The following is a 22,723-nucleotide window of genomic DNA, read 5'->3' on the forward strand; positions in this document are numbered from 1 at the left end:
CACCGACAGCCGAAAAGGCGGGTGGCGGCGGTTAGGATCATTTTAAACGAAGGCGCATAAATCAGCTCCAAACCGGTGGATTGGAGACGGATATGAAACTGCGGGTCGTGCTGCTGCTGATCCTGGCGCCCCTCGTGCTGCTGGCGGCCGAGCTCACGCTCACCGACCTCAACCGCCTGAAGAACAACCGAGACGCGGCGCGGCTTGCGCGTGCGCTGACGGAGGAGACGCATCTTGTCGGCGATCTCGTCCACGAACTGCAGAAGGAGCGTGGCTTCTCGGCCGGCTTCATCTCGTCCGGCGGAGTGAATTTTCCCAACGAACTCGCGGCGCAACGCGAGGCGACCGATGGCGCTCTTGCCGATGTCCGGCGCGGGGCGCAGGGGCTTGCTGCCGCGGATGAGCAGAGGTTTCGCGGTATAGAGGACCAGCTGTCCGCGCTGGGCGAATGGCGTGGCCAGGTCGATGACCTGACCGCCACCGTTCCTCAGATGGCCGGCTATTACACCGGACTGATCACCGATCTGATGACGTTCGCACAGATCGACGTCGGTGGCGCCCCCGATCTTGACCGGCTTCTCAGCTCCCGCGCCCTCGTTGACGAGGCAAAGGAGCGGGCGGGGCTGGAGAGGGCCACAGGCGCCACGGGCCTCGGCGGGGGCTTCACACCGGCCATACATGACCGCTTCGTCTCCCTCGCGGCTCTGCAGCTTGCCTTCCTCGACCAGGCGGAGGCCGCGCTCGGCGGCAACGAGTCGCTGATCGCTGCCTTGCGGGAATCGGACGAGGCAGTCGCGGTTCAGGCGCTGCGGCAGCGCATGGCGGCGGAGGGTGTGATAGAAGGTCTGACGGCCCAGGAGTGGTTCGCGACCTCCACCGCCTGGATTGACCGTATCCGCGAGACAGAGCTGATCCTCGCGCAGGACATCGACGAGACAGCGCACCGGATCGAGGCCTCGCAGGATGCCATGCTCCGCCGACAGGCGCTGACGATGGGCGTTGCGATGGCGCTGTTGATCGGCCTTTCGCTGATCATCTGCGAGCGGGTTGTCTGGCGCATCCGTCGCATCACCTGCGCCGTCGACCGCTTCACGGCAGGCGAATACGACGCGGCCCTGCCGAAGGCCGGCGGCAAGGATGAGCTAAGCCAGATGTCCCGCGCCGTGGCGGCCTTCAAGGATGAAACCCTGGCGATGCGCCGCGCGGCCGAAGAGCTTAAGGCGAGCGACGAGGCGTTGCTCAACGCCAAGCATGGCCGGGTTGTCGAACTGGTGACAGAGGGGCTCGCCGCCTTGGCGCGGGCCGATCTTACCTGCCGCTTCGAGGAGCCGCTCGATGAGGAATACGACCGGATCCGGCAGGATTTCAACGCGTCCTCCGACCGGCTGCGCAGCGTTCTCGCCTCTATCGCCAGCACGATCACCGAGCTCGACCGCGCCTCGGCCGGGATGAGCGGCTCGGCGCTTGATCTGGCCGCGCGCACCAACGAGCAGGTCGATACGCTGCGCGACACGTCGGAGCGGGTGGGCACACTTTCGGCCCGGGTGGAGAGCTTTGGCGACGAGATTCGTTCGGCCTCTGGCTTGGCGGGCACCGCGCGCGAGAACGCCAGCCGCTCGGCCGGTGTGGTGCGCGAGGCAGTACAGGCGATGGACCGGATCGAGAAGAGCTCCGACACCATCGGCCAGATCATCTCGCTGATCGATGACATCGCCTTCCAGACCAACCTGCTGGCCCTGAATGCGGGGGTTGAGGCCGCCCGTGCGGGCGATGCCGGCAAGGGCTTTGCCGTGGTGGCCAGCGAGGTGCGGGCTCTGGCGCAGCGCAGCTCGGACGCCGCCAAGGAGATCAAGGATCTGATCGAGAAGTCCGGCGGCCATGTGAAGACGGGCGTCGACCTCGTCAATCGCGCCGGCGCAGCGCTGGAAGAGATCTCGGACGGTATTGCCCGGGTCGACGACGTGCTGGGCCGCGCGGCTTCGACCTCGACGGAGCAGATCGGTGCGCTGAAGGATCTGGCCGGCGCTATGCAGCGGATGAGCGAACTCGCCGGCCAGAACACACAGATGGCCGACCAAACCCGCAGCGCCGCCAGTGACATCGCCGGCCGCTCGGCTCGCCTGGCCGGGCTTATCCGCGACTTTGCGTTGGAAAAGAGTGGCGGCGAGCAGCGGCGGGCGGCCTGATGGTTTGCGCGCTGGCGGGGCAACGGACGCCTTCAGGACGTGCGTATCGAGCCGAAGCAAAGCCGCACCCCAGTGACGGGGACGATATGGTGCTCGGCCCGACATTCGGCTGCCGGGCGGCCCCCTCTCACCTCAGGCTACGGCAGAAGAGCGCCCTCAGGTGTTGAACAGGAAGTGCAGCACGTCGCCGTCCTTGACGACGTAGCTCTTGCCCTCGGCCCGCATCTTGCCGGCCTCCTTGGCGCCCTGCTCTCCCCCGCCGGCGATGTAATCGTCATAGGCGATGGTTTCGGCCCGGATGAAGCCCTTCTCGAAATCGCCGTGGATCACACCGGCGGCCTGAGGCGCCAGGGCACCGACCGGGATCGTCCAGGCCCGCGTCTCCTTGGGGCCGACGGTGAAGTAGGTCTGCAGGTTCAAAAGCTGGTGGCCGGCGCGGATCAGACGGTCGAGGCCCGCCTCCTCCAGCCCCATCTCTTCGAGGAACATCGCCTGCTCTTCGTCTTCGAGCTGGGCGATCTCTTCCTCGATCTGGGCGGAGATCACGACATGGGCGTTGCCCTCTTTCGCCGCCATCTCGGCCACGCGGGCCGAGAGCGCATTGCCGCTGGCGGCGGCGGATTCTTCGACGTTGCATACATAAAGCACCGGCTTGGCGGTGATGAGCTGCAGCATGCGCCAGGCCTTGGCGTCTTCCTCGGCCACCTCGACGGTGCGGGCGGGGCGGCCAGCCTCGAGCGCTTCCTGCGCGGCGGCGAGCAGACGCTCCTGGTCCTTCGCCTCCTTGTCGCCGCCCTTGAGCTTGCGCACGAGGTTGGCGCGGCGGCGCTCGACGCTTTCGAGATCGGCGATCATCAGCTCGGTCTCGATCACCTCGGCATCGGCAATCGGGTCGACCCGGCCTTCGACATGCGTCACGTCACCGTCTTCGAAGCAGCGCAGCACATGGGCGATGGCATCCGTCTCGCGGATGTTGGCGAGGAACTGGTTGCCCAGACCCTCACCCTTGCTGGCGCCCTTCACCAGGCCGGCGATATCGACGAAGGTCATCCGCGTGGGGATGATCTGCTTCGAGCCGGCGATGGCGGCCAGCTTCTGCATGCGCGGGTCGGGCACCGCCACCTCGCCGACATTCGGCTCGATGGTGCAGAAGGGAAAGTTGGCCGCCTGCGCCGAGGCCGTCTTCGTGAGTGCGTTGAACAGCGTCGACTTGCCGACATTCGGCAGCCCGACGATCCCCATGCGAAACCCCATCGTTCCCTCCATGCGTTGAAGCGCCCGCATCTATCGCGGGCGCGGGCGGAGGGTCAAGGTGGGGCAAGCCCGCCGCAGCGAACCGCAGATAGCTGGCAGCTCCATCGTGGTGACCGTCGGTGACCCAGCCGCCACTCGCGGCTGGTTCGATGCGCTGGCCGAAGGTGACCGGGTGCGGATGGAACTGGAGAGCAATTTCTTTTCCGCCGCATATGGCAGCCTGACCGCCTGCCAAGGCAATCGCCGGATGGCTGTGACCGTGCAACCCGAGGGCTAGGGTCCTGCCCCACCGCGAAGCCATTGCCTTTTGCCCCGCTGCTTGGCACACCCGCTGACGGCCAGAGGGGGTTTTCGCATGACACGGATCGACGCGCGCTTCGCCAAGCTGAAGGACGAGGGCAAAAAGGCCTTCGTCGCCTATGTCATGGCTGGCGACCCCGACTACGAGCGCTCGCGCGACATCGTCCTCGCCCTGCCCGGCGCCGGGGTGGACATCATCGAGCTCGGCGTGCCCTTCACTGATCCGATGGCCGATGGCCCGACCATTCAGCGAGCCGGTCAGCGGGCGTTGGCGGGCGGGCAGACCCTGAAGAAGACGCTGCAGATCGTTCGCGAGCTGCGCGAGAGGGATCAGGAGACGCCCGTCGTGCTGATGGGCTACTACAACCCGATCTATTCGCGCGGCGTCGAGGCCTTCCTCGCCGATGCCAAGGAGGCCGGCGTCGACGGGCTGATCGTGGTCGACCTTCCGCCGGAGGAAGATTCCGAGCTTTGCCTGCCGGCCCAGAAGGCCGGGCTCAACTTCATCCGCCTCGCCACGCCGACGACCGATGACGCGCGGCTGCAGACGGTGATGCAGAACACTTCGGGCTTCGTCTATTACGTCTCGATCACCGGCATCACCGGGGCCGCCGCCGCCGAAGCGGCCGATGTCGGCCCGGAGGTCGCGCGCATCAAGGCAGTGACGGATCTGCCCGTCGTCGTGGGTTTCGGCATCCGCTCGTCCGAGGCGGCGCAATCCATTGCCGGCGTGGCCGATGGCTGCGTCGTGGGCTCGGCCATCGTGGCCGAGATCGGCGCCGGCAAGAGCACCGAAGAGGTGGCGTCCTATGTCGCCAGCCTCGCCGAGGGCGCGCACCGGGCCTGAGGGCCTAGCCGGCCGCCGTCCATATCGGTGCAGAGAGCAGGGACGAGATCTCGCAGGCCGGCACCGGGCGGCAGAGGTAGAACCCCTGCGCGCAATCACAGCCATGCTCGCGCAGGAACTGCAGCTCTTCCTCCTGCTCGATCCCTTCCGCCGTTACAGCCAGCGACAGCGACTTCGCCAGCGCCAGCACGCCCGACACGATCTTGGCGTTCTGGGTGTTCGCGCTGCGCGAAATGTCGGTGACGAAACTCCTGTCGATCTTGATGCGGCTGATGGGCAGCTGCGTCAGCGTCGAGAGTGAGGAGGTGCCGGTGCCGAAATCGTCCATCGCGATGGTTACCCCCATCGCCGCCATCTCGGCGATGACAGAGCGCGCCTTGCTCAGGTCGCGCAGTACCGCCCGCTCGGTGATCTCGATCTCAAGCCTGCGGCCGGGAAATCTGTGGCGGCGCAGAATGCTACCGATCCTGCAGGCGAGGTCGGCGTTGGAAAACTGGCTGGGGCTGATGTTGAAGGACAGGCTCGCCTCGGTCGGCAATTTCAGCAGCTCAGAGCAGGCCTGCTCCAGCAGAGATTCCGACAAACGGTCGATCAGGCCCAGATCGTCGGCCATCGGCACGAAGATGTCGGGCGAGACATAGCCGCGCCGCTCGTGCCGCCAGCGGGCCAGCACTTCGAAGGCGCGGATTTCGCCGGTCTCGATGCTGTAGATCGGCTGGAAGAAGGGCACGATGTCCTGCGCGGCGACGGCGGCCTTCAGATCGGTTTGCAACTGGGCGGTCTCGCGCAATTGCTCGCCCAGCTCCAGATCGTAATGCACGACGTTGTCGCGCCCGTTGGCCTTGGCCTTGTACATCGCCTGATCGGCGTTGCGCAGCAGCTCGGGCCCCGTCAGCCCCTCCTGCCAGCGGGCGATGCCGATGGAGCAGGAGATATGCACCGTCCAATCCTCGATCTGGAAGGGGCGCGAGATGGCGCTGAGCACGCGCTGCGCCATGTGGGCGGCGGCGCGGGGGCTGTCGTCGCGCACCAGAATGGCAAACTCATCGCCCCCCATGCGCATCACCTCGTGCTCACCGCCGCTCAGCGCAAGCAACCGCTCGGCGACAAGGCGCAGCAGCAGGTCGCCGGCATGATGGCCGCGCAGATCGTTGATCGGCTTGAAGCGGTCGAGGTCGATCAGCAGGACAGTCATCGACGCCTGCTCTTGCGTGGCCCAACCGTTCTGGCCGAGAGCGGCGATGGCGAGGTTGAGATAGCGCCGGTTGTGCAGCCCCGTCAGCGGGTCGTGATGGGCGATGCGGCTCGCCTCGGCCTCGGCCTCGGCGCGGCGGTGGAGGGCGCGGCGCAGCCGGTTGATGGTGCGCACCAGCACGATGGGCGCGATCAGGCCGAAGATCAGGATGATGTTGAGGAGTTCGTCGACCTGGTAGGCTTCATAGTCGCGGGTGCCCCGGTAGACGGCTTCGAACGCATCGGTGAGGTGGAACAGCACAAAGAGCGCCAGGCCCAGAAGAACCATCCCCAGATTGAACGGACTGCGGAAGAACTTCCACACCATTGCTCAATACCTTCCGCCCGGCGTACGTCGGGCAAACACAAACAACACCTGCGTCAACGCTCGATGAATCGAGAGCCCTGACAAGGAAATAAACCGTCAAAATCAGGCCGACTTGCGGCCTGCGGGGGGCGATTGTACGGTCTGAAGACAGCGGAGCCGCACCATGCCTGTCGTCACTCAGATCAGCGATCTCAAGCGCCTGCATGCCCGGCGCACGCCCCGCATGTTCTACGATTACTGCGAAAGCGGCAGCTGGTCGGAACAGACTTTCCGTGACAATTCAAGTGACTTTGGGTCACTTCGCTTCCGGCAGCGCGTCGCCGTCGACATGTCGAACCGCTCTGTCGCGGGGCGTATGCTGGGTGAAGAGGTGGCGATGCCCGTGGCGCTCGCCCCCGTCGGCATGCTGGGGATGCAAAGGGCAGATGGCGAAATAAAGGCAGCCCGGGCGGCGAAGGCCTTTGGCGTGCCCTTCACGCTGTCGACCATGTCGATCGCCTCGATCGAGGATGTGGCCGAGCATGCCGGCCCCGGCTTCTGGTTTCAGCTCTACGTTATGAAAGACGAGGCCTTCGTCGATGCCATCATCGAGCGGGCCAAGCGGGCGGGATGCACCGCGCTGGTGCTGACGCTCGACCTGCAGGTGCTCGGCCAGCGCCACAAGGATCTGAAGAACGCCCTCACCGCCCCGCCCCGGCTGACGCCGAAGAACCTCGCCAACATCGCCGCCCATCCCCGCTGGGCGCTGGAGATGCTGCGCACCCCGCGCCGCAACTTCCGCAACATCCTCGGCCACGCCTCCGGCGTTTCTGACCTCGCCAACCTGATGAGCTGGACGGCGGAGCAGTTCGACCTGACGCTCGACTGGGATAAGGTGCGCCGGATCCGCGAGAAATGGGGCGGCAAGTTCGTGCTGAAGGGCATCCTCGATGCCGAAGATGCCAAGCTGGCGGCCGAGGTGGGCTGCGACGCGCTCATCGTCTCGAACCACGGCGGGCGGCAACTCGACGGGGCGCTATCGTCGATCCGCGTGCTGCCGTCGGTGCTGCGCGCGCTCGAGGGGCTGGAGCGGCGGCCCGAGGTGTGGATCGACAGCGGCATCCGCTCAGGCCAGGACATCCTGCGCGCCGTGGCCATGGGGGCCGATGCGGCGATGATCGGCCGGGCCTATGTGTACGGCGTCGGCGCCATGGGCGAGGCCGGCGTGACGACAGCGCTGGAGCTGCTGCGCAAGGAGCTGGATATCTCGATGGCCTTCTGCGGCCACCGACAGCTGAGCGACGTGGGCCGTGAGATCCTGCTGGTGCCGGAAGATTTCGAAGGCCGCTGGCAGCTGAACCCGTAGGGCGGGCTTCAGCCCGCCGCCACCCCGCCCTACGCCGCCGCGTCCGCCCGCAGGCGCTTCGGCAGCACCGGGTAGCGGCGCAGCATCATCACCGCCGGGATCACCAGGCCGATCATCACCGCCACTGCGGCGAAGCTGATGCGCAGGCCAAAGAGCTCCGCCAGCCCGCCCATCAGCGCGGGGCCGACGAAGAACCCCACCATGCCGCCCATCCAGGCGCGGCTTAGCGCATGGGTCAGCTCCTCACGCTCGACCCGCTTGCCGAGCATCGAGTTGGCGGTGGGCACCAGCACCGCCAGGCCGAGGCCCATGAAGGCCACGCCGAGCAGTACCACCCAGGGCGCAGGCGCGGCGGCGACGATGAGCGCACCGATTACGCCAAGCCCGCCAGAGAAGAGCACCAGCCGCTCCTCGCCGAACTTCGCGGCCCAGATCTGCCCGGTGATGCGGCCGAAGCCCATGGTCAGCCCCAGCATCGTCGGCCCGAAGGCGCCATTGCCCGGCGCGCCGCCGAGCGTGCGCTCGATATGGATGGCCGACCATGCCTCGGTCGCGTTCTCGCCGACGAACGAGGCGAAGAGCACCAGCGACACCAGCCCGATCACGCCCCAGCGCGGCCCGGAGCTTCCCGCCTCGGCAGAAGGAGCCTCCTGCGGGATGTCGGGGCCGCGCCGGGTGATCAGCAGCGGCACCAAGGCCATCGCAGCCAGCGTCAGGGCCAGCGTGATGGTGCCCTGCCCCACCTCGGCCCGGCGCATCAGGGCCGTGGAGAAGGCGGCGATGGCGAAGGCGAAGGAGAACATCGAGTGGCAGAGGTTCTGCAGATGCCCGCCATGCGCCTTCTCCAGCGAGCCGATCCGCACATTGGCCTTGATGTCGAGCTGCGCCACGGCGGCGCCCATCACGAAGAACAGCGCCCCCATCGCCACGACGCCGCCGGCGAGCAGCGGCAGCAGGAAGGCCAGCGCCATCCCCAGGCCGAGGAAGGGAAGCGCGGCGGGGCCGAGCACCTTGTCGAGACGGGGCGCGAGATACATCGAGGTGACCGAGCCGAAGGCCGAGCAGAGCGTGATCGCCCCCATCTGCCCGTCGCTGGCCCCGACGGAGGCCTTCACGTCGGGCATCAGCCCCGCCAGCCCGCCCCAGAAGATGCCGATCGCCGCCAGCGCCGAACCCGGCGCCCGCGCCAGGCGCAGGCTTTCAAGAAATGTCATTGCTCGCCCCCCGCTGCCCTCGGGCCTCCCCAGCCCGCAGGCCGGCCCATCGGGCGTTCCGCCTGCTCTGCCATCGCCGCCGGCCCCGTGCAAGGGCGCGCCCGCTCTTGCTGCCGCCGGGCACAGGGGCCAGTCTGGCAGTAGCAAAGGAGGCCCAGAATGAGCGACGAAGAGAACGCCCGCCACGCCGCGAAGATGGCCAAGAAGAAGGCCGCCCGCGAGAAAATCATGGCCACCAAGACCGGCGAGAAGGGGCTGGTGATCGTTCATACCGGCAAGGGCAAAGGCAAAAGCACCGCCGCCTTCGGCATGATCTTCCGCTGCATCGCGCATGAGATGCCCTGCGCGGTGGTGCAGTTCATCAAGGGCGGCATGTCCACCGGCGAGCGCGACCTGATCCTGTCGCGCTTCGACGACCTCTGCGACTTCCACACCATGGGCGAGGGCTTCACCTGGGAGACGCAGGACAAGGCCCGCGATACCGAGATGGCGCAGGCCGCCTGGGCCAAGGCGAAAGAGCTGATCGCCTCGGGCGAGCGGCACATGGTGCTTCTTGACGAAATCAACATCGCTATCCGCTACGGCTATGTCGACGCCGCCGAAGTGGTGGCATTCCTCGCCGCCGAGAAGCCGCCGATGACGCATGTGGTGCTCACCGGGCGCAACGCGGCGGAAGAGATCATCGAGGCCGCCGATCTGGTGACCGAGATGGAGTTGGTCAAACATCCCTTCCGCTCCGGCGTGAAGGCGCAGAGAGGTGTGGAGTTCTGATGCGCATCGCCGAGGCGACATGGGGCGAAGTCGAGGCCTATCTTGAGCGCGACGACCGCTGCGTCCTGCCCCTCGGCAGCACCGAGCAGCACGCGCATCTCAGCCTCGCGACCGACAACATCCTCTCCGAACGCGTCGCGGCGGAGGCGGCGGAGCCGCTGGGCGTGCCGGTCTTCCCAGCCTTGGCCTACGGGATCACGCCCTATTTCATGGCCTTCCCCGGGACGGTCAGCCTCAGCCTTGCCACCTACGCCGCCGTGGTGCGCGAAATCCTCGACAGCCTCTACGCCACCGGCTTTAGCCGCATCCTCATCGTCAACGGCCATGGCGGCAACACGCCCGTGCAGCCCGTGACGGCGGAATGGATGGCGTCGCATTCCGGCGCGCGCTGCCGCTTTCACGATTGGTGGCGGGCACCGAAGACCTGGGAGAAGGTGCAGCAGATCGATCCGGTGGCGAGCCATGCCAGCTGGATGGAGAACTTCCCCTTCACCCGCCTGCCCGGCCGCCCGGTGCCGCCGGAGCAAAAGCCCTATGTCCCCTTCAACCGCCTGCGAGACCGCGACGCGGCCGGTGTGCGCGCCCTGATCGGCGACGGCAATTACGGCGGGCACTACCAGAAGAGCGATGACGAGATGGCCGCGCTCTGGGCCGTCGCAGTGGAAGAGACGCGGGCGCTGCTGGAGGGCGACTGGGCGTGACGTCGACGGGCGACCGATGATCTTCTCGCGCAAGGGCGCCGACATAGCCCATTGGGAGGCGGCGGCAGACGATTGGGTGCGCTGGGCCCGCGCCCCCGGCCACGACCCCTACTGGGCCTACGAGGGCGCCCTGCGCGCCTTCATCGGCCCGGGCGCCGGCGCGGCAATTGACATCGGCTGCGGCGAGGGGCGCGTCTCGGCTCTGCTGAGGGCGCTTGGCTATCACGTCACCGCTCTCGACCCGGTCGAGCGGATGATCGCCGCGGCGCGCGACAAGGGCTCTGCCGATGCCTATGCCATCGCTCCCGCCGCCCGCGCGCCCTTTGCCACGGCCAGCTTCGACCTGGTGCTCATGTGCGACGTCATCACCCGGCTCGACAAGCCCGCCCCCGCCCTCACCGAGGCCCGGCGCCTGATGCGCGAGGGCGCGCGGCTGGTGCTGACCCTGCCCCATCCCTTCACGGCCGGCGCCGAGATCGAGGGCGAAGGCGGCGCCGCGCGGCTGATCCGGGAGGAGAGCTACTTCGCCCGCGAGCGCCGGGTGACCCGGCTGGAAGGCGGCGATCTCGCGCTCGACGAGGCGGGATGGACGCAGCCCCTGACCTTCGTCACCGAGGCGCTGCGCCACGCCGGCTTCGCCATCACCCGGGTGATCGAGCCGCAGCCGGTGGCCACCAGCCCCTGGCGCGAGCGCGAGACCTGGGCGAAGTTCCCCGCCCAGCTCTGGGTCGAGGCGCGGGCCTAGCCCTCCCCCTCCACCTGCTCTTTCAACCGGCCGAGCGCCCTGTCCCACTTGGCACCGACGGCCGCAAGAAAGCCCTCCGCCTCGGCGGCCCTCTCCGCCTGCAGCCGGTAGCGCGTCTCACGCCCCTCGCGCTCCCCCACGACCAGCCGGGCCTCCGCCAGCACAGCCAGATGCTTCGAGACGGCCTGGCGGCTCATCGGCAGCCCCTCGGCCAACTGCCCGACGGACAGCGCCTCTGCCCGCATCAGCCGCTCGACCAGCGCCAGCCGCGTCGGATCACCCAGCGCGGCGAAGGTGGCCGCCAGCTCAGCCGGCATCCGAACCTTCGACATGCGCCTTGATGCGCCCGGCCTGGATCTTCCAGCCCTCGGCGTTGCGCTCGGCCATCGTGGCTCGCTGACCCTCCGGCATCGCATCGAAGCCACTCTCGGTGATGGTCACCCGCGTGCCCTGCCCCTCTTCGACGAGCCGGAATGTGACCAGGGTCGTCTGTGCCAGATCGCTTGCCTCGCCCCACGGCCAGCGGAAGGCGAAATGGGCGGGCGGCTCCATCGCCGTCACCTGCACCCAGAAGGGCGTGCCCTCGTGGCCCGGCTCTTCCAGCGTGCCCTCTATTCGCTCGCCCGGCACGAAAGGCCCGGCGAAGCGGCAGCGAAACCAGCGGCCGAACGGCTCCGCATCCGCCAGCGCCGCCCAGACGCGGGCCCTCGGCGCGTCGATGAAGATGTCCGTCGTGACAGCATCCGTCATATGCAACCTCCCGGTTGCGTCAACCTGATCACATCAAGGCCAGACATGCAACCTATTCGTTGCACATCTCACCCCCTTTCGCCGGCGCCGGGGCGCGTCTAGGGTCGCTCCGACTCCACATATGATGAGGATCCCATGCCCGATACCGCCCGCGCCCCGAACGATCTCGACAGCTTCTGGATGCCCTTCACGCCCAGCCGGACGTTCAAGGACAACCCTCGGATGATCACGGGCGCCAAGGGTATCCACTACACGGATGCCTCGGGCCGCGAGCTGATCGACGGCACGGGGGGCCTGTGGTGCTGCAACGCCGGCCACGCCCATCCCGGCATCACAAAGGCGATCCAGGATCAGGCGGCCGGGCTGGACTATGCCCACAACTTCAACCAGGGCCATCCGATCGCCTTCGAAGCCGCCAACCGCGTCGTCGCGCTGGCGCCGGGCTTCGACCACATCTTCTTCACCAACTCCGGCTCCGAAGCCGTCGACACCGCGATGAAGATCGCGCTCGCCTATCACCGCGCCAAGGGCGAGGCCGGCCGCCGCCTGCTCGTCGCCCGCGACAAGGCCTATCACGGCATCAATGTAGGCGGCACCTCGCTGGCCGGCCTGCCGCTCAACAAGGCGCAGTTCGGGCCGCTCTACCCGCATGTTCACCACATGCGGAACACCGGCACGGAAGAGAACCGCTTCTCGCGCGGCCAGCCCGAGAGCGGCGCCGAAATGGCCGAGGATCTGGAGCGCATCGCCGCGATGCATGGCGGCCAGAACATCGCCGCCGTCTTCGTGGAACCCGTCGTCGGCGCCGGCGGCGTCTATCCGCCGCCGAAGGGCTATCTCGAGCGGCTGCGCGAGATCTGCGACAAGCACGGCATCCTTCTGGTGTTCGATGAGGTCATCACCGGCTTCGGCCGCACGGGCGAAGCCTTCGCCTACCAGGCCTTCGGCGTGACCCCCGATCTCATCACCTGCGCCAAGGGCATCACCAATGCCACCGTGCCGATGGGCGGCGTGCTGGTGCCGAGCCATGTGCGAGAGGCCTTCCTGCAGGGCCCGCGGGCGATGCCCGACCTCTTCCACGGCTACACCTATTCCGGCCACCCGCTGGCCAGCGCCGCCGCCATCGCCACGATGGATGCCTATCGCGACGGCGAGATCTTCGAGAACGTCAGACAGGTCGCGCCGGTCTGGGAGGATATGCTCCACGGGCTGAAGGGCCTGCCGGGCGTGAAAGACATCCGCAACTTCGGCCTCCTTGGCGCCGTCGAGCTGGAGCAGGACGGCGATGTCGGTGCCGCCGGGCGTGCCGCCTACCTCGCGCTCTGGGAAGAGGGGCTGATCGTGCGCCCCATCGGCGACAGCTGCGCCATGTCGCCGCCGCTGATCCTGACCGAAGACGATATCGGCCGCATCGGCGAGCTCTGGCGCGCCTACCTGACGCGGTGACCGGGGGCGGGGTCATGCCCCGCCCCCCCCATCCGCTTGGTGCCGGCGCCTCCGCGCAGGATTGCCCCCGCGCTCAGCGTATCTGCGCGCAAGGAGCGCAAAATGTCGCAGGCGGAGGGAAGGCGGGGCGTGACACCACCCTTCACCTTGATTACAGGCGCCCCTTCCGCTCACTAGACATGCCAGCTGTTCGAGGACCTGCCCCAATGCTGCCCAAGCGCGACGCCTTCCTGCTGCCCGACGGCCAGGCCTATCTCGACGGCAATTCCCTCGGCCCCCTGCCCGCCCATGCGCCGGCGCGGATGGAAGAGGTGATGCGCCGCGAATGGGGCGAGATGGCGATCTCGGGCTGGAACCGCGCCGGCTGGATCGCCCAGCCCGAGCGCCTCGGCGACCGCATCGCCCCCCTCATCGGCGCGGGCCCGGGCGAGGTAATCGTGGGCGACACGCTGTCGATCCGCCTCTGGCAGGCGCTCGCTGCAGCGCTGCGGCTGACCGACCGCAAGGTCGTGCTCACCGACAGCGGCAATTTCCCCTCAGATCTCTACATGGCGCGCGGCCTGCTGGAGCAGCTGGGCCAGGGCCATGAACTGCGCGTCGTGGCACCGGAAGAGGTGGAGGCCGCGCTGACGGAGGAGGTGGGCGTGCTCATGCTCACCGAGGTCGACTACCGCCTCGGCCGCCTGCACGACATGGTCGCCCTCACCCGCGCCGCCAAGGCCGTTGGCGCCCTGGCGCTGTGGGATCTCGCCCATTCCGCCGGTGCGCTGGAGGTGAACCTCCGCCGCGCCGGTGCCGATTTCGCCGTCGGCTGCACCTACAAATATCTCAACGGCGGCCCCGGCGCGCCCGGCTTCATCTGGGCCGCCGACCGGCACCATGGCGCCCTGCACAACGCCCTGCCCGGCTGGCTGGGCCATGCCGACCCGTTCCATTTCAAGCTCGATTACCACGGCGCCAAGGGCATCCGCGGCATGCGCATCGGTACGCCCTCAATCCTGGCCATGGCGGCGCTCGATTGCGCGCTCGACGCCTGGGACGACGTCGACATGAAGGCCCTGCGCGCCGCCTCGATCCACCTCTCGGAGCGTTTCATCGCGGGTGTCGAGGCCGCCTGCCCCGAGCTGGAGCTTGCCTCGCCGCGCGATCCGCAGGCGCGCGGCAGCCAGGTGAGCTTCCGCCACGAGCAGGGCTACGCCATCATGCAGGCACTCATCGCCCACGGCGTCGTCGGCGATTTCCGCGCGCCCGATCTCATCCGCTTCGGCATCACGCCGCTCTATATCGACGAGCAGGAGATCGACCTCGCCGTCGCAACCCTGGCCGATGTGATGCACCAGAAGCTCTGGCAAAACCCGGCCTATGCGACGCGCGCCAGCGTGACCTGAGAGCGCGTTGCACCGCGGTTTTCATCAAATCCGGCCGTTTGCTCTTCGCTAATCCCTCCGCCCCATTCTGCCGACGGGGTAGATCGGGGGTGCGGGATGACCGCCACAAGAGAACAGACGGGACCATTGCGCCCGGCGCCACCCGGCGGCGAACTTCACGTGCCGCGCATGGGGCGCTTGACGTTTCGACCGGCGCGCGCAGCCGACATGGCCCTGCTGCAGGCCATCCGCGCAGCCGCCTTCGCGCCGGTCTTCGCCAGCTTCCGCCAGATCACCGGCCCCGGCATCGCCGGCGTGGCGCTGGCCGAGGCGGAGGCTGACCAGCAGGCCGATCTGCAGCGCATCTTCAGCGCCGCCAGCCTGGAAGAGCTATATGTCGCCCGTCTCGGCGCCGGGACGCTGGGCTTCATCACGCTGCTCCTCAACCACAGTACCAAGGTCGGCGAGATCGGCCTCAACGCCATCGACCCCAGCTTTGCCGGCCAGGGCCATGGCACCGCGATGTACCGCTGGGCCCTGGCCGAGATGAAGGCGCGCGGCATGAAGGTCGCCACCGTCGGCACCGGCGGCGATACCTCCCACGCCCCCGCCCGCCGCGCCTACCAGAAGGCCGGCTTCGGCCCCTACCTGCCCGCCCGCTGGTACTACGCCGAACTCTAGCCTCCCGTCTGCTCTCGCTTTTCTCAAAATATCCCGGGGGGCCGAAGGCGGGGGCAGCGCCCCCTCTGCCCTCTCCGCCCGCGCCTCAGCCCAGCCAGCTGCGATAATCCGAAACAAGCAGATGCGCCGGCACCTCATCCTCCTCGATCTTCGCGAACCGCCCGATCGGCTCGCGGAAGATATTGTCCGTCTCGTCGTCGTTCACGGTGGAGACCTCGCCGATCAGCACATCGCCGCCCTCGCCCCAGAAGGCATGCCAGTCGCCCGGCATCAGCGTCACGCTCTCGCCCGGCGCCAGCTGCAGGATCTCGCCGGGCGCAAAGTCGCGCGCGATGCCGTCGCAGAGCACGCGACCGTCCCTGTCCTCCGCGAAGCTTCCCTGATCGTCGGAGCCGTAGAGCTCAACCGCCAGTGTCGCGCCACCGCGGTTGATGATGTCTTCGGCCTTCAGCACATGGGTATGCATGGGTGAGAGCTGATCCTGCTTCGAAATCAGCAGCTTCTCGGCATAGCACATGCCGGTGCCGTTCTGCAGGTCGGCCAGCCGGCCATTGCGCAGGGTGAAGAGGAACAGCCCCATCTCGTCATAGCGGCCGGCGCCGTAATCGGTGATGTCCCAGCCGCAGCGGGCGGCGATGACATGCGCCGCCTCGCTGGCGCGGGCCTTGAAGTCATCGGGGCTCCACCGCGCGAAGGGCGGCAGGATGAAGCCGTGCGAGCGGATCATCTCATCCGCTTCGGCCATAATGGCATTGATGCGAGAGCGTTTCATGCGGTCCCTCCCTGTCGGGCCAGAAATGCGCGAGACGCCGGAAAGGAGCAAGAGCTTCGCCGTGAGAGCCACGGAAATCGCGCGATTTCCGTAACGAATTCCGCGCGGAATTCGTGGCGCCAGCGGCGAGGTCAGACAACACGCCGGATCGGGGCGCGGTTGCAGAAGATCACGAACTGTCCCGCATTCTCGACGACCTGAAAGCCCCGGCGGGTCATCTCGTCAATAAAACACTGACGCCCGACATAGCGGTCGACATCCCGCACCTTGCGGCGGACGACACCGCCGAGGCTGGCCTGGCGGCTGGCGAACAGCTCGGCGAAGAAAGTCTCTTCGGTGAAGGGTGGCAGAGCAGGCATAACACCCACCCTCCCCAATCAAGGTAAACGCTTGCCTAAGCGCTCATCCGCAGCGGCTGGCTGCCGCGGGCCCAGGCGCGGGCCGCCTCGCCGAAGGCTTCGAAGAGCGGGCGCGAGACGGGGTCTTCGGCAGCCCGGTATTCGGGGTGCCATTGCACCGACAGCGTGAAGCCCTGCGCGCCCTCGACATAGATCGCCTCGGGCGTGCCGTCAGGGGCGTGCCCGTCGATGACGATGCGCTGGCCGGGCCGGTTGATGCCCTGCCCGTGCAACGTGTTGGTCATCACTTCGGTCGCGCCGAAGAGCTTGTGGAACGGGCCGCCCTCCGTCAGCGTCACCTTGTGGCGCAGCGCGAACTTCTCCTCGATCGTCCCATCGGGCGGCATGCGGTGATTGTCACGCCCGGGCAGATCGCGGATCTCGGGATAGAGCGAGCCGCCCATTGCCACGTTCACCTCCTGAAAGCCACGGCAGACGCCCAGGAAGGGCTGGCCGCGTTCGACCAGCGCGCGGATCAGCGGCAGGGCCACGGCATCGCGGTTGCGGTCGAAGGCGCCATGCGCCGGCGTTTCCGCCTCGCCATATTCTTCGGGGTGCACATTCGGGCGCCCGCCGGTAAAGAGAAAACCGTCGCAGCTTTCCAGCAGCTCGGGGACGGAAACGAAGGCCGGGTCGGCAGGTACCACAAGCGGCATGCCACCGGTCACCTGAGCCACCGCCTCGATATTCATGATGCCGGCGGATTGGGTGAGGTAGCTGTCGTTCACCAGCGTCGCATTGCCAATGATCCCGATGATCGGCCGTGCCATCTGCCATTCCCCGCCTTGCCCTGGATCGCCCCAGCATAGGCCCGCCGGCCGGGCTGGAAAAGGCCCCGGCCCGCTTTCGCGCCGCGGCGGCAGGCCAAAGCCCCGCCACGGCGCAGTTTTTCATCACCCTCGTTAATTGAGGATCGCTAGCGACAGGTTAAGCAGCGAGGCGAAGGAGACCCAGGCGAGGTAGGGCACGAACAGCCAGGCCGCGACGCGATCGGTCCGCCAGCTTTGCCAGATGAAGGCGACGATCAGCACCCACATCAGCGCGATCACGGCGAGCGCGGGCCAGAGCAGGTGCAGCGAGAAGAAGACCGGCGACCAGAACCAGTTCACCACCAGCTGCGCCCCCCAAAGGCCCATGCGCCCGCTGCGCGGCGCCCGTTGCCAGGTCCGCCAGCCGGCGACGCCGACGCAGATGTAGAGGACCGTCCAGACCGGGCCGAAGAGCCAGTTCGGCGGGTTGAAGAAGGGCTTGTCCAGCGCCGCGTACCAATCGTCGGGTGCGGTGAAGACGCCGATGAGCGAGCCGACGCCCACGACGACGATGATGAAGAGGGCCAGGCTCAGCCAGTTGCGCGGGCGGGTGATGCTTGCTTGTGTCATATCGCATATACGCGCTGCCGCGCCGGTTGGATGCATCGCCGAACAACAGAAAAAAGGCCCGAAGCAATGCTCCGGGCCTCTTCCATCTCCGGGAGGGGAGAATGGAGATGCACGAACGGGTACCGATCCGCCGCACATCTCCAAAGGCCAAACAGGAACGCACGCGTCCGGCCCTCCGCCATGCTGGCTTAGCCAGCAGGCATCATGACGGTGTCGATCACGTGGATCACGCCGTTCGACTGCATGACATCGGCGGTCGTGACGGTGGCGACGTTGCCGTTCTCGTCTTCAAGCTTGACCATGCCGTCTTCCATGTAGGCGGTCAGGGTGCAGGAGCCGAGGGTCGGAACGGGGTGACGGCCGCCGTCATCTTCGATCATGCCCACGATGGCGGTCGAGGTCGCCTCGGCGCCAACCACGTGGCAAAGCAGGATGTCCTGCAGCGTTTCCTGGTTCTCAGGCATCAGCAGCATGTCGACCGTTTCCTGGCCGATCGGCGCGAAGGCCTGGTCGGTCGGGGCGAACACGGTGAACGGGCCTTCGCCCTGCAGCGTGTCGGCAAGGCCAGCGGCGGAGACGAGGCCGACGAGCACGGTGTGGATCGGCGAGTTCATCGCGTTTTCAACGATGTTCATGTCGGCCATCATCGGCGCGCCGCCGACGGTGGGGTTATCCTGGGCAGCCACACCGGTGGCAGTGGCGGCGGTCAGGGCGAGAGCGGTGACTGTCGTGCGGAACATGTAGAACCTCCATCTGTCTCTTTGCTAGCCGCAGCCCATCGCTGCGACCTTGCCCAAAGACACGGGAGCCGGCGGAGGGGAGTTTCAGATTAGCCAAGAAAAATGCGCTGACCCGGCCAATTTTCTCATAACCAACTGAAATAGCGTCGAAATAAATTTCGAGACTTGGCGAGCGGGCCTGTAGGCTACCCGCAAATTTCAACCAGCGTGGAGGGTCAGGTGGCCGAAGAGGAAAAGATCGAGGTGGAGAACGCCACTTCGCCGGGGCGGGTGACCCGCGTGAACCGCGCCAAGTACGAAGCGATGCGTGATGCGCTGATGCAGGTGGTGCCGAGTGAGCCGCCGGGCGCGACGCCAGCGGCGCTGAAGGAGGCGCTGCTGCCGAAGCTCGACGAGGGCCTCTTCCCCGGGGGAGACAAGGCCGGCTGGTGGCTGAAATGCGTGCAGCTCGATCTCGAGGCCAAGGGCCAACTCAAGCGCGCCGACAAGCCGCCGGTTCGGCTCTACCGGCCCTGAGGGCCGGCAGAGGCTCAGGCGGCAGTGAGCGGGCCTGCGGCGAGGACGGAGCCGGTGGGCTCGCCATTGGGCGCGCCACCGGGCGGCTCATCGGTGATGGCGAGCAGCAGCCCGGTCGGCAGCGAGGCCGCCAGCTCCGGCGAAAGCGCCAGCATCTGCTCGGGCGCGTCGATCAGGCCGAGCGAGACCGGCGCCTCGTCGCCCACGATCGCCCAGAGCTCCAGCACGCGGCCAGAGGGCGCCTCACCCGATTGCAGCAGCACGCGCAGCGCACCGAGATCGGCATGATACGCGGCGGTGGCGACGAGGGTCTGATCGTCGGAGGCGACGGTGGCGACATATTCCTGATCGACCGGCCCCTGCCCCGGCATCAACTGCGGCCCGAAGACAATGGCCAGCGCGACGATGGCCGCGGCTACGACGCCACCCAGGCCGAACCAGGCGCGGCGGCGGCCAGAGCCGAACAGGCGCGTCTCGATACGCCGGCGCAGATGCGCGGGCGGTGAGACCGGGTCCACCTCTGCCTCGGCCATCTGCGCAAGCCGCTCACCCCAGGCCATTGCCTCGGCGGCCAGCGCGGGATCGCCCGCCATATCCTGCTCGAACGCCCTCGCCTGCGCCGAGGTGAGCAGACCTAGGGCGTATTCCGCGGCCGTCAGCCGCGGATCGTCGCCATATGTTCCACTCACGTCGCTCATACCGCCAGACATTCCTTCAGTGCGATCAGCCCCCGGCGCAGCCAGGTGCGGATGGTATTCAGCGGAACGGCGAACCTCTCCGCCAGCTCGGCATAGGTCTCGCCTTCCATATACGCCCGGCGCACCGCATCTGCACGGCCGTCGGGCAAGGTCTCCAGGCAGGCCTGCAGACGTGCCGCTTCCGAGGCTGCGATCGTCTGCGCTTCCGGCCCGGGGGCGGCATCGGCGAGATCGGCGACCTCGTCCATGTCGCCCCGACCGCCACCCTTGCGGGCGCGCAGCCTGTCGATCGCTTTGTTGCGGGCAATGGTGATGAGCCACGACATCGGGCTCAGGCCATTGGCAGAATAGCGCCCGGCGTTATGCCAGATGCGCACATAGACCTCTTGCAATACCTCTTCTGCCTCTGCCCGGTCATTCAAGACACGCAAGGCCACTCCGAAGAGTTTCGCGCTTGTCGCATCGTAAAGCTGGGCGAAGGCCTTTCGGTCGCCAAGGGCGCATCTTCCGATCCAGTGCTCCACCTCCTCCCGCGTGGCCATGGATCAGGTGCCCTTCAGCTCTAGCCGCCGGGCATGCAGCACCGGCTCGGTATAGCCGGAGGGCTGAACGCGCCCCTTGAAGACCAGATCGCAGGCGGCCTGGAAGGCGATGCCGTCGAAATCGGGCGCCATGGGTTTGTAGGCTGGGTCGCGGGCATTTTGCCGGTCGACCACCTCGGCCATCTTCTTCATGGCCGCCATCACCTGATCTTCGCTCACCACACCATGGTGCAGCCAGTTAGCCAGCGCCTGGCTGGAGATGCGGCAGGTCGCGCGGTCTTCCATCAGGCCGACATCGTGGATGTCGGGCACCTTCGAGCAGCCCACGCCCTGATCGATCCAGCGAACGACATAGCCGAGGATCCCCTGCGCGTTGTTCTCAACCTCCTGCCGGATCACGTCGTCCGAGAAGTTGCGGCCCGTGGCGAGCGGGATGGTGAGCAGATCTTCCAGCGTGCCGCGCGGGCCGCCGGCGGCGATCTCATCCTGCCGGGCCAGCACATCGACCTTGTGGTAATGCGTGGCGTGCAACGTCGCGGCGGTCGGCGACGGCACCCAGGCGCAGGTGGCGCCAGCGTGCGGGTGGCCGATCTTGGCCTCCAGCATCGCTTCCATCCGGTCGGGCATGGCCCACATGCCCTTGCCGATCTGCGCCTTGCCTTTGAGGCCGCAGGCGAGGCCGATATCGACGTTGCGATCCTCGTAGGACTTGATCCAGGGCTGATCCTTCATCTCGCCCTTGGGCACCATCGGCCCGGCTTCCATGCTCGTATGGATCTCGTCGCCCGTCCGGTCGAGGAAGCCGGTGTTGATGAAGGCCACCCGGTGCTTCGCGGCGCGGATGCATTCCTTAAGATTGGCCGAGGTGCGGCGCTCTTCATCCATGATGCCGAGCTTCACGGTGTTGGCCGGCAGGCCGAGAACCTGCTCGACCCGGTCGAAGATCTCCACGGCAAAGGCAACCTCGTCCGGCCCGTGCAACTTCGGCTTCACCACGTAGACGGAGCCCTTGTGCGAGTTGCGTGCGCCGCTCGTTTTGCCGAGGTCGTGCATGGCGATCAGCGTGGTGACCATCGCATCCATCATCCCCTCGGGGATCTCGGAGCCGTCTTTCAGCAGGATCGCCGGGTTCGTCATAAGGTGGCCGACATTGCGGACAAGCATGAGAGCGCGGCCCTTCACGGGCAGCGGCGAGCCATCGGGGGCGAGGTATTCGGTATCCGGGTTCAGCTTGCGGGTGACGCGCTCGCCGCCCTTCTGGAACGTCTCTTCCAGGTCGCCCTTCATCAGGCCGAGCCAGTTGGAATAGGCGAGCACCTTGTCCTCGGCATCGACGGTGGCGACGGAATCCTCGCAATCCATGATGCTGGACATGGCCGATTCGAGCCAGACGTCGGAGATGCCGGCCGGGTCCCTCTTGCCGATCTCGGTCGTCCGGTCGACGAGGATCTCGATGCCGAGGCCGTTGACGCGCAGCAGCACCTGCAGCTCGCAGAGATCGTCCTTGAGGTAACCGGCGAACTGGGCCGGGTCCTTCAGGCCGGTGGCCCCATGCGGCAGGGTGACGACCAGCGCGCCGTCCTCCACCGCCAGCCCCTCAGCATTGGCCCAGGAGCCTTCGGCGAGCGGCGCCACCTCATCCAGATGAGCGCGGGCGCGGGCGATGACCTGCGCGCCGCGATCCGCGTCGTAGCCCTTGCCCTGCGGCAGGCTGCCCAGCGCATCGGTGCCGTAGAGCGCATCGTAGAGCGAGCCCCAGCGGGCATTGGCGGCGTTGAGGGCAAAGCGGGCGTTGGTGATCGGCACCACAAGCTGCGGGCCGGGCAAATGCGCGATCTCGGGGTCGACGTTCTGCGTCTCGATCTGAAAGTCGCCGCCCTCGGGCACGAGATAACCGATCTCGCCCAGAAAGGCGCGGTAGGCTTCGGCATCCACCGGCTCGCCGGCGCGGGCCTTGTGCCACTCGTCGATCTTCTGCTGCAGGTCTTCGCGGGTTTCCAGCAGCGCGCGGTTCTTCGGGGCGAGCTCATGCGTGAGGGCCGAAAAGCCGCTCCAAAACGCATCGGCTTCGATGCCCGTCCCGGGCAGAGCCGCCGTCTCGATGAACTCCGCCAGCTCCGGCGCAACCTGCAGCCCGGCCCGATCGATCCGTTCACCCATTCCAAACTCTCCCTCGTTGCCTTCGACGTGACATGAAAAAGGCCGCGTGAACAAGTCCCGCGGCCTCTTCAGCTAGCGATCCCCGCGTTTCGGGGCGCGCTGTGGGCCTTACTGGTCGACACCTTCCGACGCGATCGGAGCGGCGACGCCATCATCGGCGGGCTCGACTTCACCGCTCAGGCTATCGACCTGCATCTCGGCGCCTTCGGGGCTCTCACCGCGCGAGACGGCGATGAAGGTGAAGATGGCGATGAGGACCACGCCAAAAATCGCCACGACAGCCATGCCGATCAGGGGCACAGAATGCTTCTTGGCAGCTTTTTCGGTGTTCGTTTCAGACGCGGACATGG

At 67.3% G+C, this 22,723-nt stretch carries 25 protein-coding genes; 11 read left to right on the plus strand and 14 right to left on the minus strand.

Annotation, left to right across the window (positions count from 1 at the left end; all coding sequences use genetic code 11):
• Positions 1 to 92: 92 nt before the first annotated feature.
• Positions 93 to 2,186, plus strand: coding sequence for a methyl-accepting chemotaxis protein (locus ACXN5S_RS14620; RefSeq protein ID WP_458606199.1), 2,094 nt, complete (start codon positions 93 to 95; stop codon positions 2,184 to 2,186).
• Positions 2,187 to 2,342: 156 nt separating this feature from the next.
• Here ACXN5S_RS14620 and ychF read toward each other — a convergent pair whose 3' ends face one another.
• Positions 2,343 to 3,440: a redox-regulated ATPase YchF gene (gene ychF / locus ACXN5S_RS14625; protein WP_458606200.1), complete on the minus strand. Its 1,098-nt coding sequence runs from the start codon at positions 3,438 to 3,440 to the stop codon at positions 2,343 to 2,345.
• Between the two features lie 106 nt (positions 3,441 to 3,546).
• Here ychF and ACXN5S_RS14630 point away from each other — a divergent pair, with 106 nt between their 5' ends.
• Together ACXN5S_RS14630 and trpA are read left to right on the plus strand one after the other, a co-directional pair.
• On the plus strand, positions 3,547 to 3,717 hold the full coding sequence (locus ACXN5S_RS14630) for a hypothetical protein (RefSeq protein ID WP_458606201.1): 171 nt from the start codon (positions 3,547 to 3,549) through the stop codon (positions 3,715 to 3,717).
• Between the two features lie 78 nt (positions 3,718 to 3,795).
• Positions 3,796 to 4,587, plus strand: coding sequence for a tryptophan synthase subunit alpha (gene trpA, locus ACXN5S_RS14635; RefSeq protein WP_458606202.1), 792 nt, complete (start codon positions 3,796 to 3,798; stop codon positions 4,585 to 4,587).
• Positions 4,588 to 4,591: 4 nt separating this feature from the next.
• Here trpA and ACXN5S_RS14640 read toward each other — a convergent pair whose 3' ends face one another.
• Positions 4,592 to 6,148: a putative bifunctional diguanylate cyclase/phosphodiesterase gene (locus ACXN5S_RS14640; protein ID WP_458606203.1), complete on the minus strand. Its 1,557-nt coding sequence runs from the start codon at positions 6,146 to 6,148 to the stop codon at positions 4,592 to 4,594.
• A gap of 163 nt (positions 6,149 to 6,311) precedes the next feature.
• On the opposite strand from ACXN5S_RS14640, the gene ACXN5S_RS14645 reads away from it, so the two are divergent.
• Positions 6,312 to 7,493 carry an alpha-hydroxy acid oxidase gene (locus ACXN5S_RS14645; RefSeq protein WP_458606204.1) on the plus strand — a complete coding sequence of 394 codons (1,182 nt, stop codon included), beginning with the start codon at positions 6,312 to 6,314 and terminating at the stop codon, positions 7,491 to 7,493.
• A 29-nt stretch (positions 7,494 to 7,522) separates the two neighbouring features.
• Here ACXN5S_RS14645 and ACXN5S_RS14650 read toward each other — a convergent pair whose 3' ends face one another.
• Positions 7,523 to 8,707, minus strand: coding sequence for an MFS transporter (locus ACXN5S_RS14650; protein ID WP_458606205.1), 1,185 nt, complete (start codon positions 8,705 to 8,707; stop codon positions 7,523 to 7,525).
• A gap of 159 nt (positions 8,708 to 8,866) precedes the next feature.
• Between ACXN5S_RS14650 and cobO the strand changes: the two genes are divergently transcribed.
• From cobO to ACXN5S_RS14665, 3 genes are read left to right on the plus strand one after another with little or no spacing between them, the layout of a single operon-like run.
• Positions 8,867 to 9,478, plus strand: coding sequence for a cob(I)yrinic acid a,c-diamide adenosyltransferase (gene cobO, locus ACXN5S_RS14655; RefSeq protein WP_458606206.1), 612 nt, complete (start codon positions 8,867 to 8,869; stop codon positions 9,476 to 9,478).
• Positions 9,478 to 10,179, plus strand: coding sequence for a creatininase family protein (locus ACXN5S_RS14660; protein ID WP_458606207.1), 702 nt, complete (start codon positions 9,478 to 9,480; stop codon positions 10,177 to 10,179). Before cobO ends, ACXN5S_RS14660 begins: the two co-directional genes overlap by 1 nt.
• Before the next feature lie 16 nt (positions 10,180 to 10,195).
• Positions 10,196 to 10,924, plus strand: a complete 729-nt coding sequence (locus tag ACXN5S_RS14665; protein WP_458606208.1) for a class I SAM-dependent DNA methyltransferase — start codon at positions 10,196 to 10,198, stop codon at positions 10,922 to 10,924.
• Here ACXN5S_RS14665 and ACXN5S_RS14670 read toward each other — a convergent pair.
• Together ACXN5S_RS14670 and ACXN5S_RS14675 are read right to left on the minus strand one after the other, a co-directional pair.
• Entirely contained in the window at positions 10,921 to 11,256 is a 336-nt protein-coding gene (locus ACXN5S_RS14670) for an ArsR/SmtB family transcription factor (protein ID WP_458606209.1), read from the minus strand. The genes ACXN5S_RS14665 and ACXN5S_RS14670 overlap by 4 nt on opposite strands.
• Positions 11,231 to 11,674 (minus strand): SRPBCC family protein, encoded by a 444-nt coding sequence (locus ACXN5S_RS14675; RefSeq protein WP_458606210.1) that lies wholly within the window; start codon positions 11,672 to 11,674, stop codon positions 11,231 to 11,233. Before ACXN5S_RS14675 ends, ACXN5S_RS14670 begins: the two co-directional genes overlap by 26 nt.
• 135 nt (positions 11,675 to 11,809) lie before the next feature.
• Here ACXN5S_RS14675 and aptA point away from each other — a divergent pair, with 135 nt between their 5' ends.
• The 3 genes from aptA (at position 11,810) to ACXN5S_RS14690 (ending at position 15,168) form a co-directional block, all read left to right on the plus strand.
• Positions 11,810 to 13,120 carry an omega-aminotransferase AptA gene (aptA, locus tag ACXN5S_RS14680; protein ID WP_458606211.1) on the plus strand — a complete coding sequence of 437 codons (1,311 nt, stop codon included), beginning with the start codon at positions 11,810 to 11,812 and terminating at the stop codon, positions 13,118 to 13,120.
• A gap of 206 nt (positions 13,121 to 13,326) precedes the next feature.
• Positions 13,327 to 14,508 (plus strand): kynureninase, encoded by a 1,182-nt coding sequence (gene kynU, locus ACXN5S_RS14685; protein WP_458606212.1) that lies wholly within the window; start codon positions 13,327 to 13,329, stop codon positions 14,506 to 14,508.
• Between the two features lie 207 nt (positions 14,509 to 14,715).
• Positions 14,716 to 15,168: a GNAT family N-acetyltransferase gene (locus ACXN5S_RS14690; RefSeq protein ID WP_458606213.1), complete on the plus strand. Its 453-nt coding sequence runs from the start codon at positions 14,716 to 14,718 to the stop codon at positions 15,166 to 15,168.
• An 85-nt stretch (positions 15,169 to 15,253) separates the two neighbouring features.
• On the opposite strand, the gene ACXN5S_RS14695 is transcribed toward ACXN5S_RS14690, so the two are convergent.
• The 5 genes from ACXN5S_RS14695 to ACXN5S_RS14715 form a co-directional block, all read right to left on the minus strand.
• A complete protein-coding gene (locus tag ACXN5S_RS14695; protein ID WP_458606214.1) occupies positions 15,254 to 15,940 on the minus strand; it encodes a D-lyxose/D-mannose family sugar isomerase in 687 nt (228 codons plus the stop codon).
• Positions 15,941 to 16,071: 131 nt separating this feature from the next.
• Positions 16,072 to 16,299: an N-(5'-phosphoribosyl)anthranilate isomerase gene (locus ACXN5S_RS14700; protein WP_458606215.1), complete on the minus strand. Its 228-nt coding sequence runs from the start codon at positions 16,297 to 16,299 to the stop codon at positions 16,072 to 16,074.
• 35 nt (positions 16,300 to 16,334) lie between these two features.
• Positions 16,335 to 17,108, minus strand: a complete 774-nt coding sequence (locus ACXN5S_RS14705) for a gamma-glutamyl-gamma-aminobutyrate hydrolase family protein (RefSeq protein ID WP_458606216.1) — start codon at positions 17,106 to 17,108, stop codon at positions 16,335 to 16,337.
• Between the two features lie 132 nt (positions 17,109 to 17,240).
• Positions 17,241 to 17,717: a TspO/MBR family protein gene (locus ACXN5S_RS14710; RefSeq protein ID WP_458606217.1), complete on the minus strand. Its 477-nt coding sequence runs from the start codon at positions 17,715 to 17,717 to the stop codon at positions 17,241 to 17,243.
• A 188-nt stretch (positions 17,718 to 17,905) separates the two neighbouring features.
• A complete protein-coding gene (locus tag ACXN5S_RS14715) occupies positions 17,906 to 18,457 on the minus strand; it encodes a fasciclin domain-containing protein (protein ID WP_458606218.1) in 552 nt (183 codons plus the stop codon).
• 219 nt (positions 18,458 to 18,676) lie between these two features.
• Here ACXN5S_RS14715 and ACXN5S_RS14720 point away from each other — a divergent pair, with 219 nt between their 5' ends.
• On the plus strand, positions 18,677 to 18,973 hold the full coding sequence (locus tag ACXN5S_RS14720) for a DUF6958 family protein (protein WP_458606219.1): 297 nt from the start codon (positions 18,677 to 18,679) through the stop codon (positions 18,971 to 18,973).
• Between the two features lie 14 nt (positions 18,974 to 18,987).
• Here the strand turns inward: ACXN5S_RS14720 and ACXN5S_RS14725 are convergent, their stop codons facing one another.
• The 4 genes from ACXN5S_RS14725 to ACXN5S_RS14740 form a co-directional block, all read right to left on the minus strand.
• The gene (locus tag ACXN5S_RS14725) at positions 18,988 to 19,671 is read right to left on the minus strand and encodes an anti-sigma factor (RefSeq protein ID WP_458606220.1); all 684 of its coding nucleotides are present in this window, start codon (positions 19,669 to 19,671) and stop codon (positions 18,988 to 18,990) included.
• Entirely contained in the window at positions 19,668 to 20,213 is a 546-nt protein-coding gene (locus ACXN5S_RS14730) for a sigma-70 family RNA polymerase sigma factor (protein ID WP_458606221.1), read from the minus strand. Before ACXN5S_RS14730 ends, ACXN5S_RS14725 begins: the two co-directional genes overlap by 4 nt.
• A gap of 3 nt (positions 20,214 to 20,216) precedes the next feature.
• Complete coding sequence (locus tag ACXN5S_RS14735) at positions 20,217 to 22,373, minus strand: malate synthase G (protein ID WP_458606222.1); 2,157 nt, start codon at positions 22,371 to 22,373, stop codon at positions 20,217 to 20,219.
• A gap of 108 nt (positions 22,374 to 22,481) precedes the next feature.
• A complete protein-coding gene (locus ACXN5S_RS14740) occupies positions 22,482 to 22,721 on the minus strand; it encodes a hypothetical protein (RefSeq protein WP_458606223.1) in 240 nt (79 codons plus the stop codon).
• Between the last annotated feature and the right edge of the window lie 2 nt (positions 22,722 to 22,723).

The organism is Pseudoroseicyclus sp. H15 (assembly GCF_054353345.1).

Coding starts and splice junctions, on each gene's coding strand:
- ACXN5S_RS14620 (WP_458606199.1), top strand. CDS start 93: ATGAAACTGCGGGTCGTGCTGCTGCTGATCCTGGCGCCCCTCGTGCTG.
- ychF (WP_458606200.1), bottom strand. CDS start 3,440: ATGGGGTTTCGCATGGGGATCGTCGGGCTGCCGAATGTCGGCAAGTCG.
- trpA (WP_458606202.1), top strand. CDS start 3,796: ATGACACGGATCGACGCGCGCTTCGCCAAGCTGAAGGACGAGGGCAAA.
- ACXN5S_RS14640 (WP_458606203.1), bottom strand. CDS start 6,148: ATGGTGTGGAAGTTCTTCCGCAGTCCGTTCAATCTGGGGATGGTTCTT.
- ACXN5S_RS14645 (WP_458606204.1), top strand. CDS start 6,312: ATGCCTGTCGTCACTCAGATCAGCGATCTCAAGCGCCTGCATGCCCGG.
- ACXN5S_RS14650 (WP_458606205.1), bottom strand. CDS start 8,707: ATGACATTTCTTGAAAGCCTGCGCCTGGCGCGGGCGCCGGGTTCGGCG.
- cobO (WP_458606206.1), top strand. CDS start 8,867: ATGAGCGACGAAGAGAACGCCCGCCACGCCGCGAAGATGGCCAAGAAG.
- ACXN5S_RS14660 (WP_458606207.1), top strand. CDS start 9,478: ATGCGCATCGCCGAGGCGACATGGGGCGAAGTCGAGGCCTATCTTGAG.
- ACXN5S_RS14665 (WP_458606208.1), top strand. CDS start 10,196: ATGATCTTCTCGCGCAAGGGCGCCGACATAGCCCATTGGGAGGCGGCG.
- ACXN5S_RS14670 (WP_458606209.1), bottom strand. CDS start 11,256: ATGTCGAAGGTTCGGATGCCGGCTGAGCTGGCGGCCACCTTCGCCGCG.
- ACXN5S_RS14675 (WP_458606210.1), bottom strand. CDS start 11,674: ATGACGGATGCTGTCACGACGGACATCTTCATCGACGCGCCGAGGGCC.
- aptA (WP_458606211.1), top strand. CDS start 11,810: ATGCCCGATACCGCCCGCGCCCCGAACGATCTCGACAGCTTCTGGATG.
- kynU (WP_458606212.1), top strand. CDS start 13,327: ATGCTGCCCAAGCGCGACGCCTTCCTGCTGCCCGACGGCCAGGCCTAT.
- ACXN5S_RS14690 (WP_458606213.1), top strand. CDS start 14,716: ATGGCCCTGCTGCAGGCCATCCGCGCAGCCGCCTTCGCGCCGGTCTTC.
- ACXN5S_RS14695 (WP_458606214.1), bottom strand. CDS start 15,940: ATGAAACGCTCTCGCATCAATGCCATTATGGCCGAAGCGGATGAGATG.
- ACXN5S_RS14700 (WP_458606215.1), bottom strand. CDS start 16,299: ATGCCTGCTCTGCCACCCTTCACCGAAGAGACTTTCTTCGCCGAGCTG.
- ACXN5S_RS14705 (WP_458606216.1), bottom strand. CDS start 17,108: ATGGCACGGCCGATCATCGGGATCATTGGCAATGCGACGCTGGTGAAC.
- ACXN5S_RS14710 (WP_458606217.1), bottom strand. CDS start 17,717: ATGACACAAGCAAGCATCACCCGCCCGCGCAACTGGCTGAGCCTGGCC.
- ACXN5S_RS14715 (WP_458606218.1), bottom strand. CDS start 18,457: ATGTTCCGCACGACAGTCACCGCTCTCGCCCTGACCGCCGCCACTGCC.
- ACXN5S_RS14725 (WP_458606220.1), bottom strand. CDS start 19,671: ATGAGCGACGTGAGTGGAACATATGGCGACGATCCGCGGCTGACGGCC.
- ACXN5S_RS14730 (WP_458606221.1), bottom strand. CDS start 20,213: ATGGCCACGCGGGAGGAGGTGGAGCACTGGATCGGAAGATGCGCCCTT.
- ACXN5S_RS14735 (WP_458606222.1), bottom strand. CDS start 22,373: ATGGGTGAACGGATCGATCGGGCCGGGCTGCAGGTTGCGCCGGAGCTG.
- ACXN5S_RS14740 (WP_458606223.1), bottom strand. CDS start 22,721: ATGTCCGCGTCTGAAACGAACACCGAAAAAGCTGCCAAGAAGCATTCT.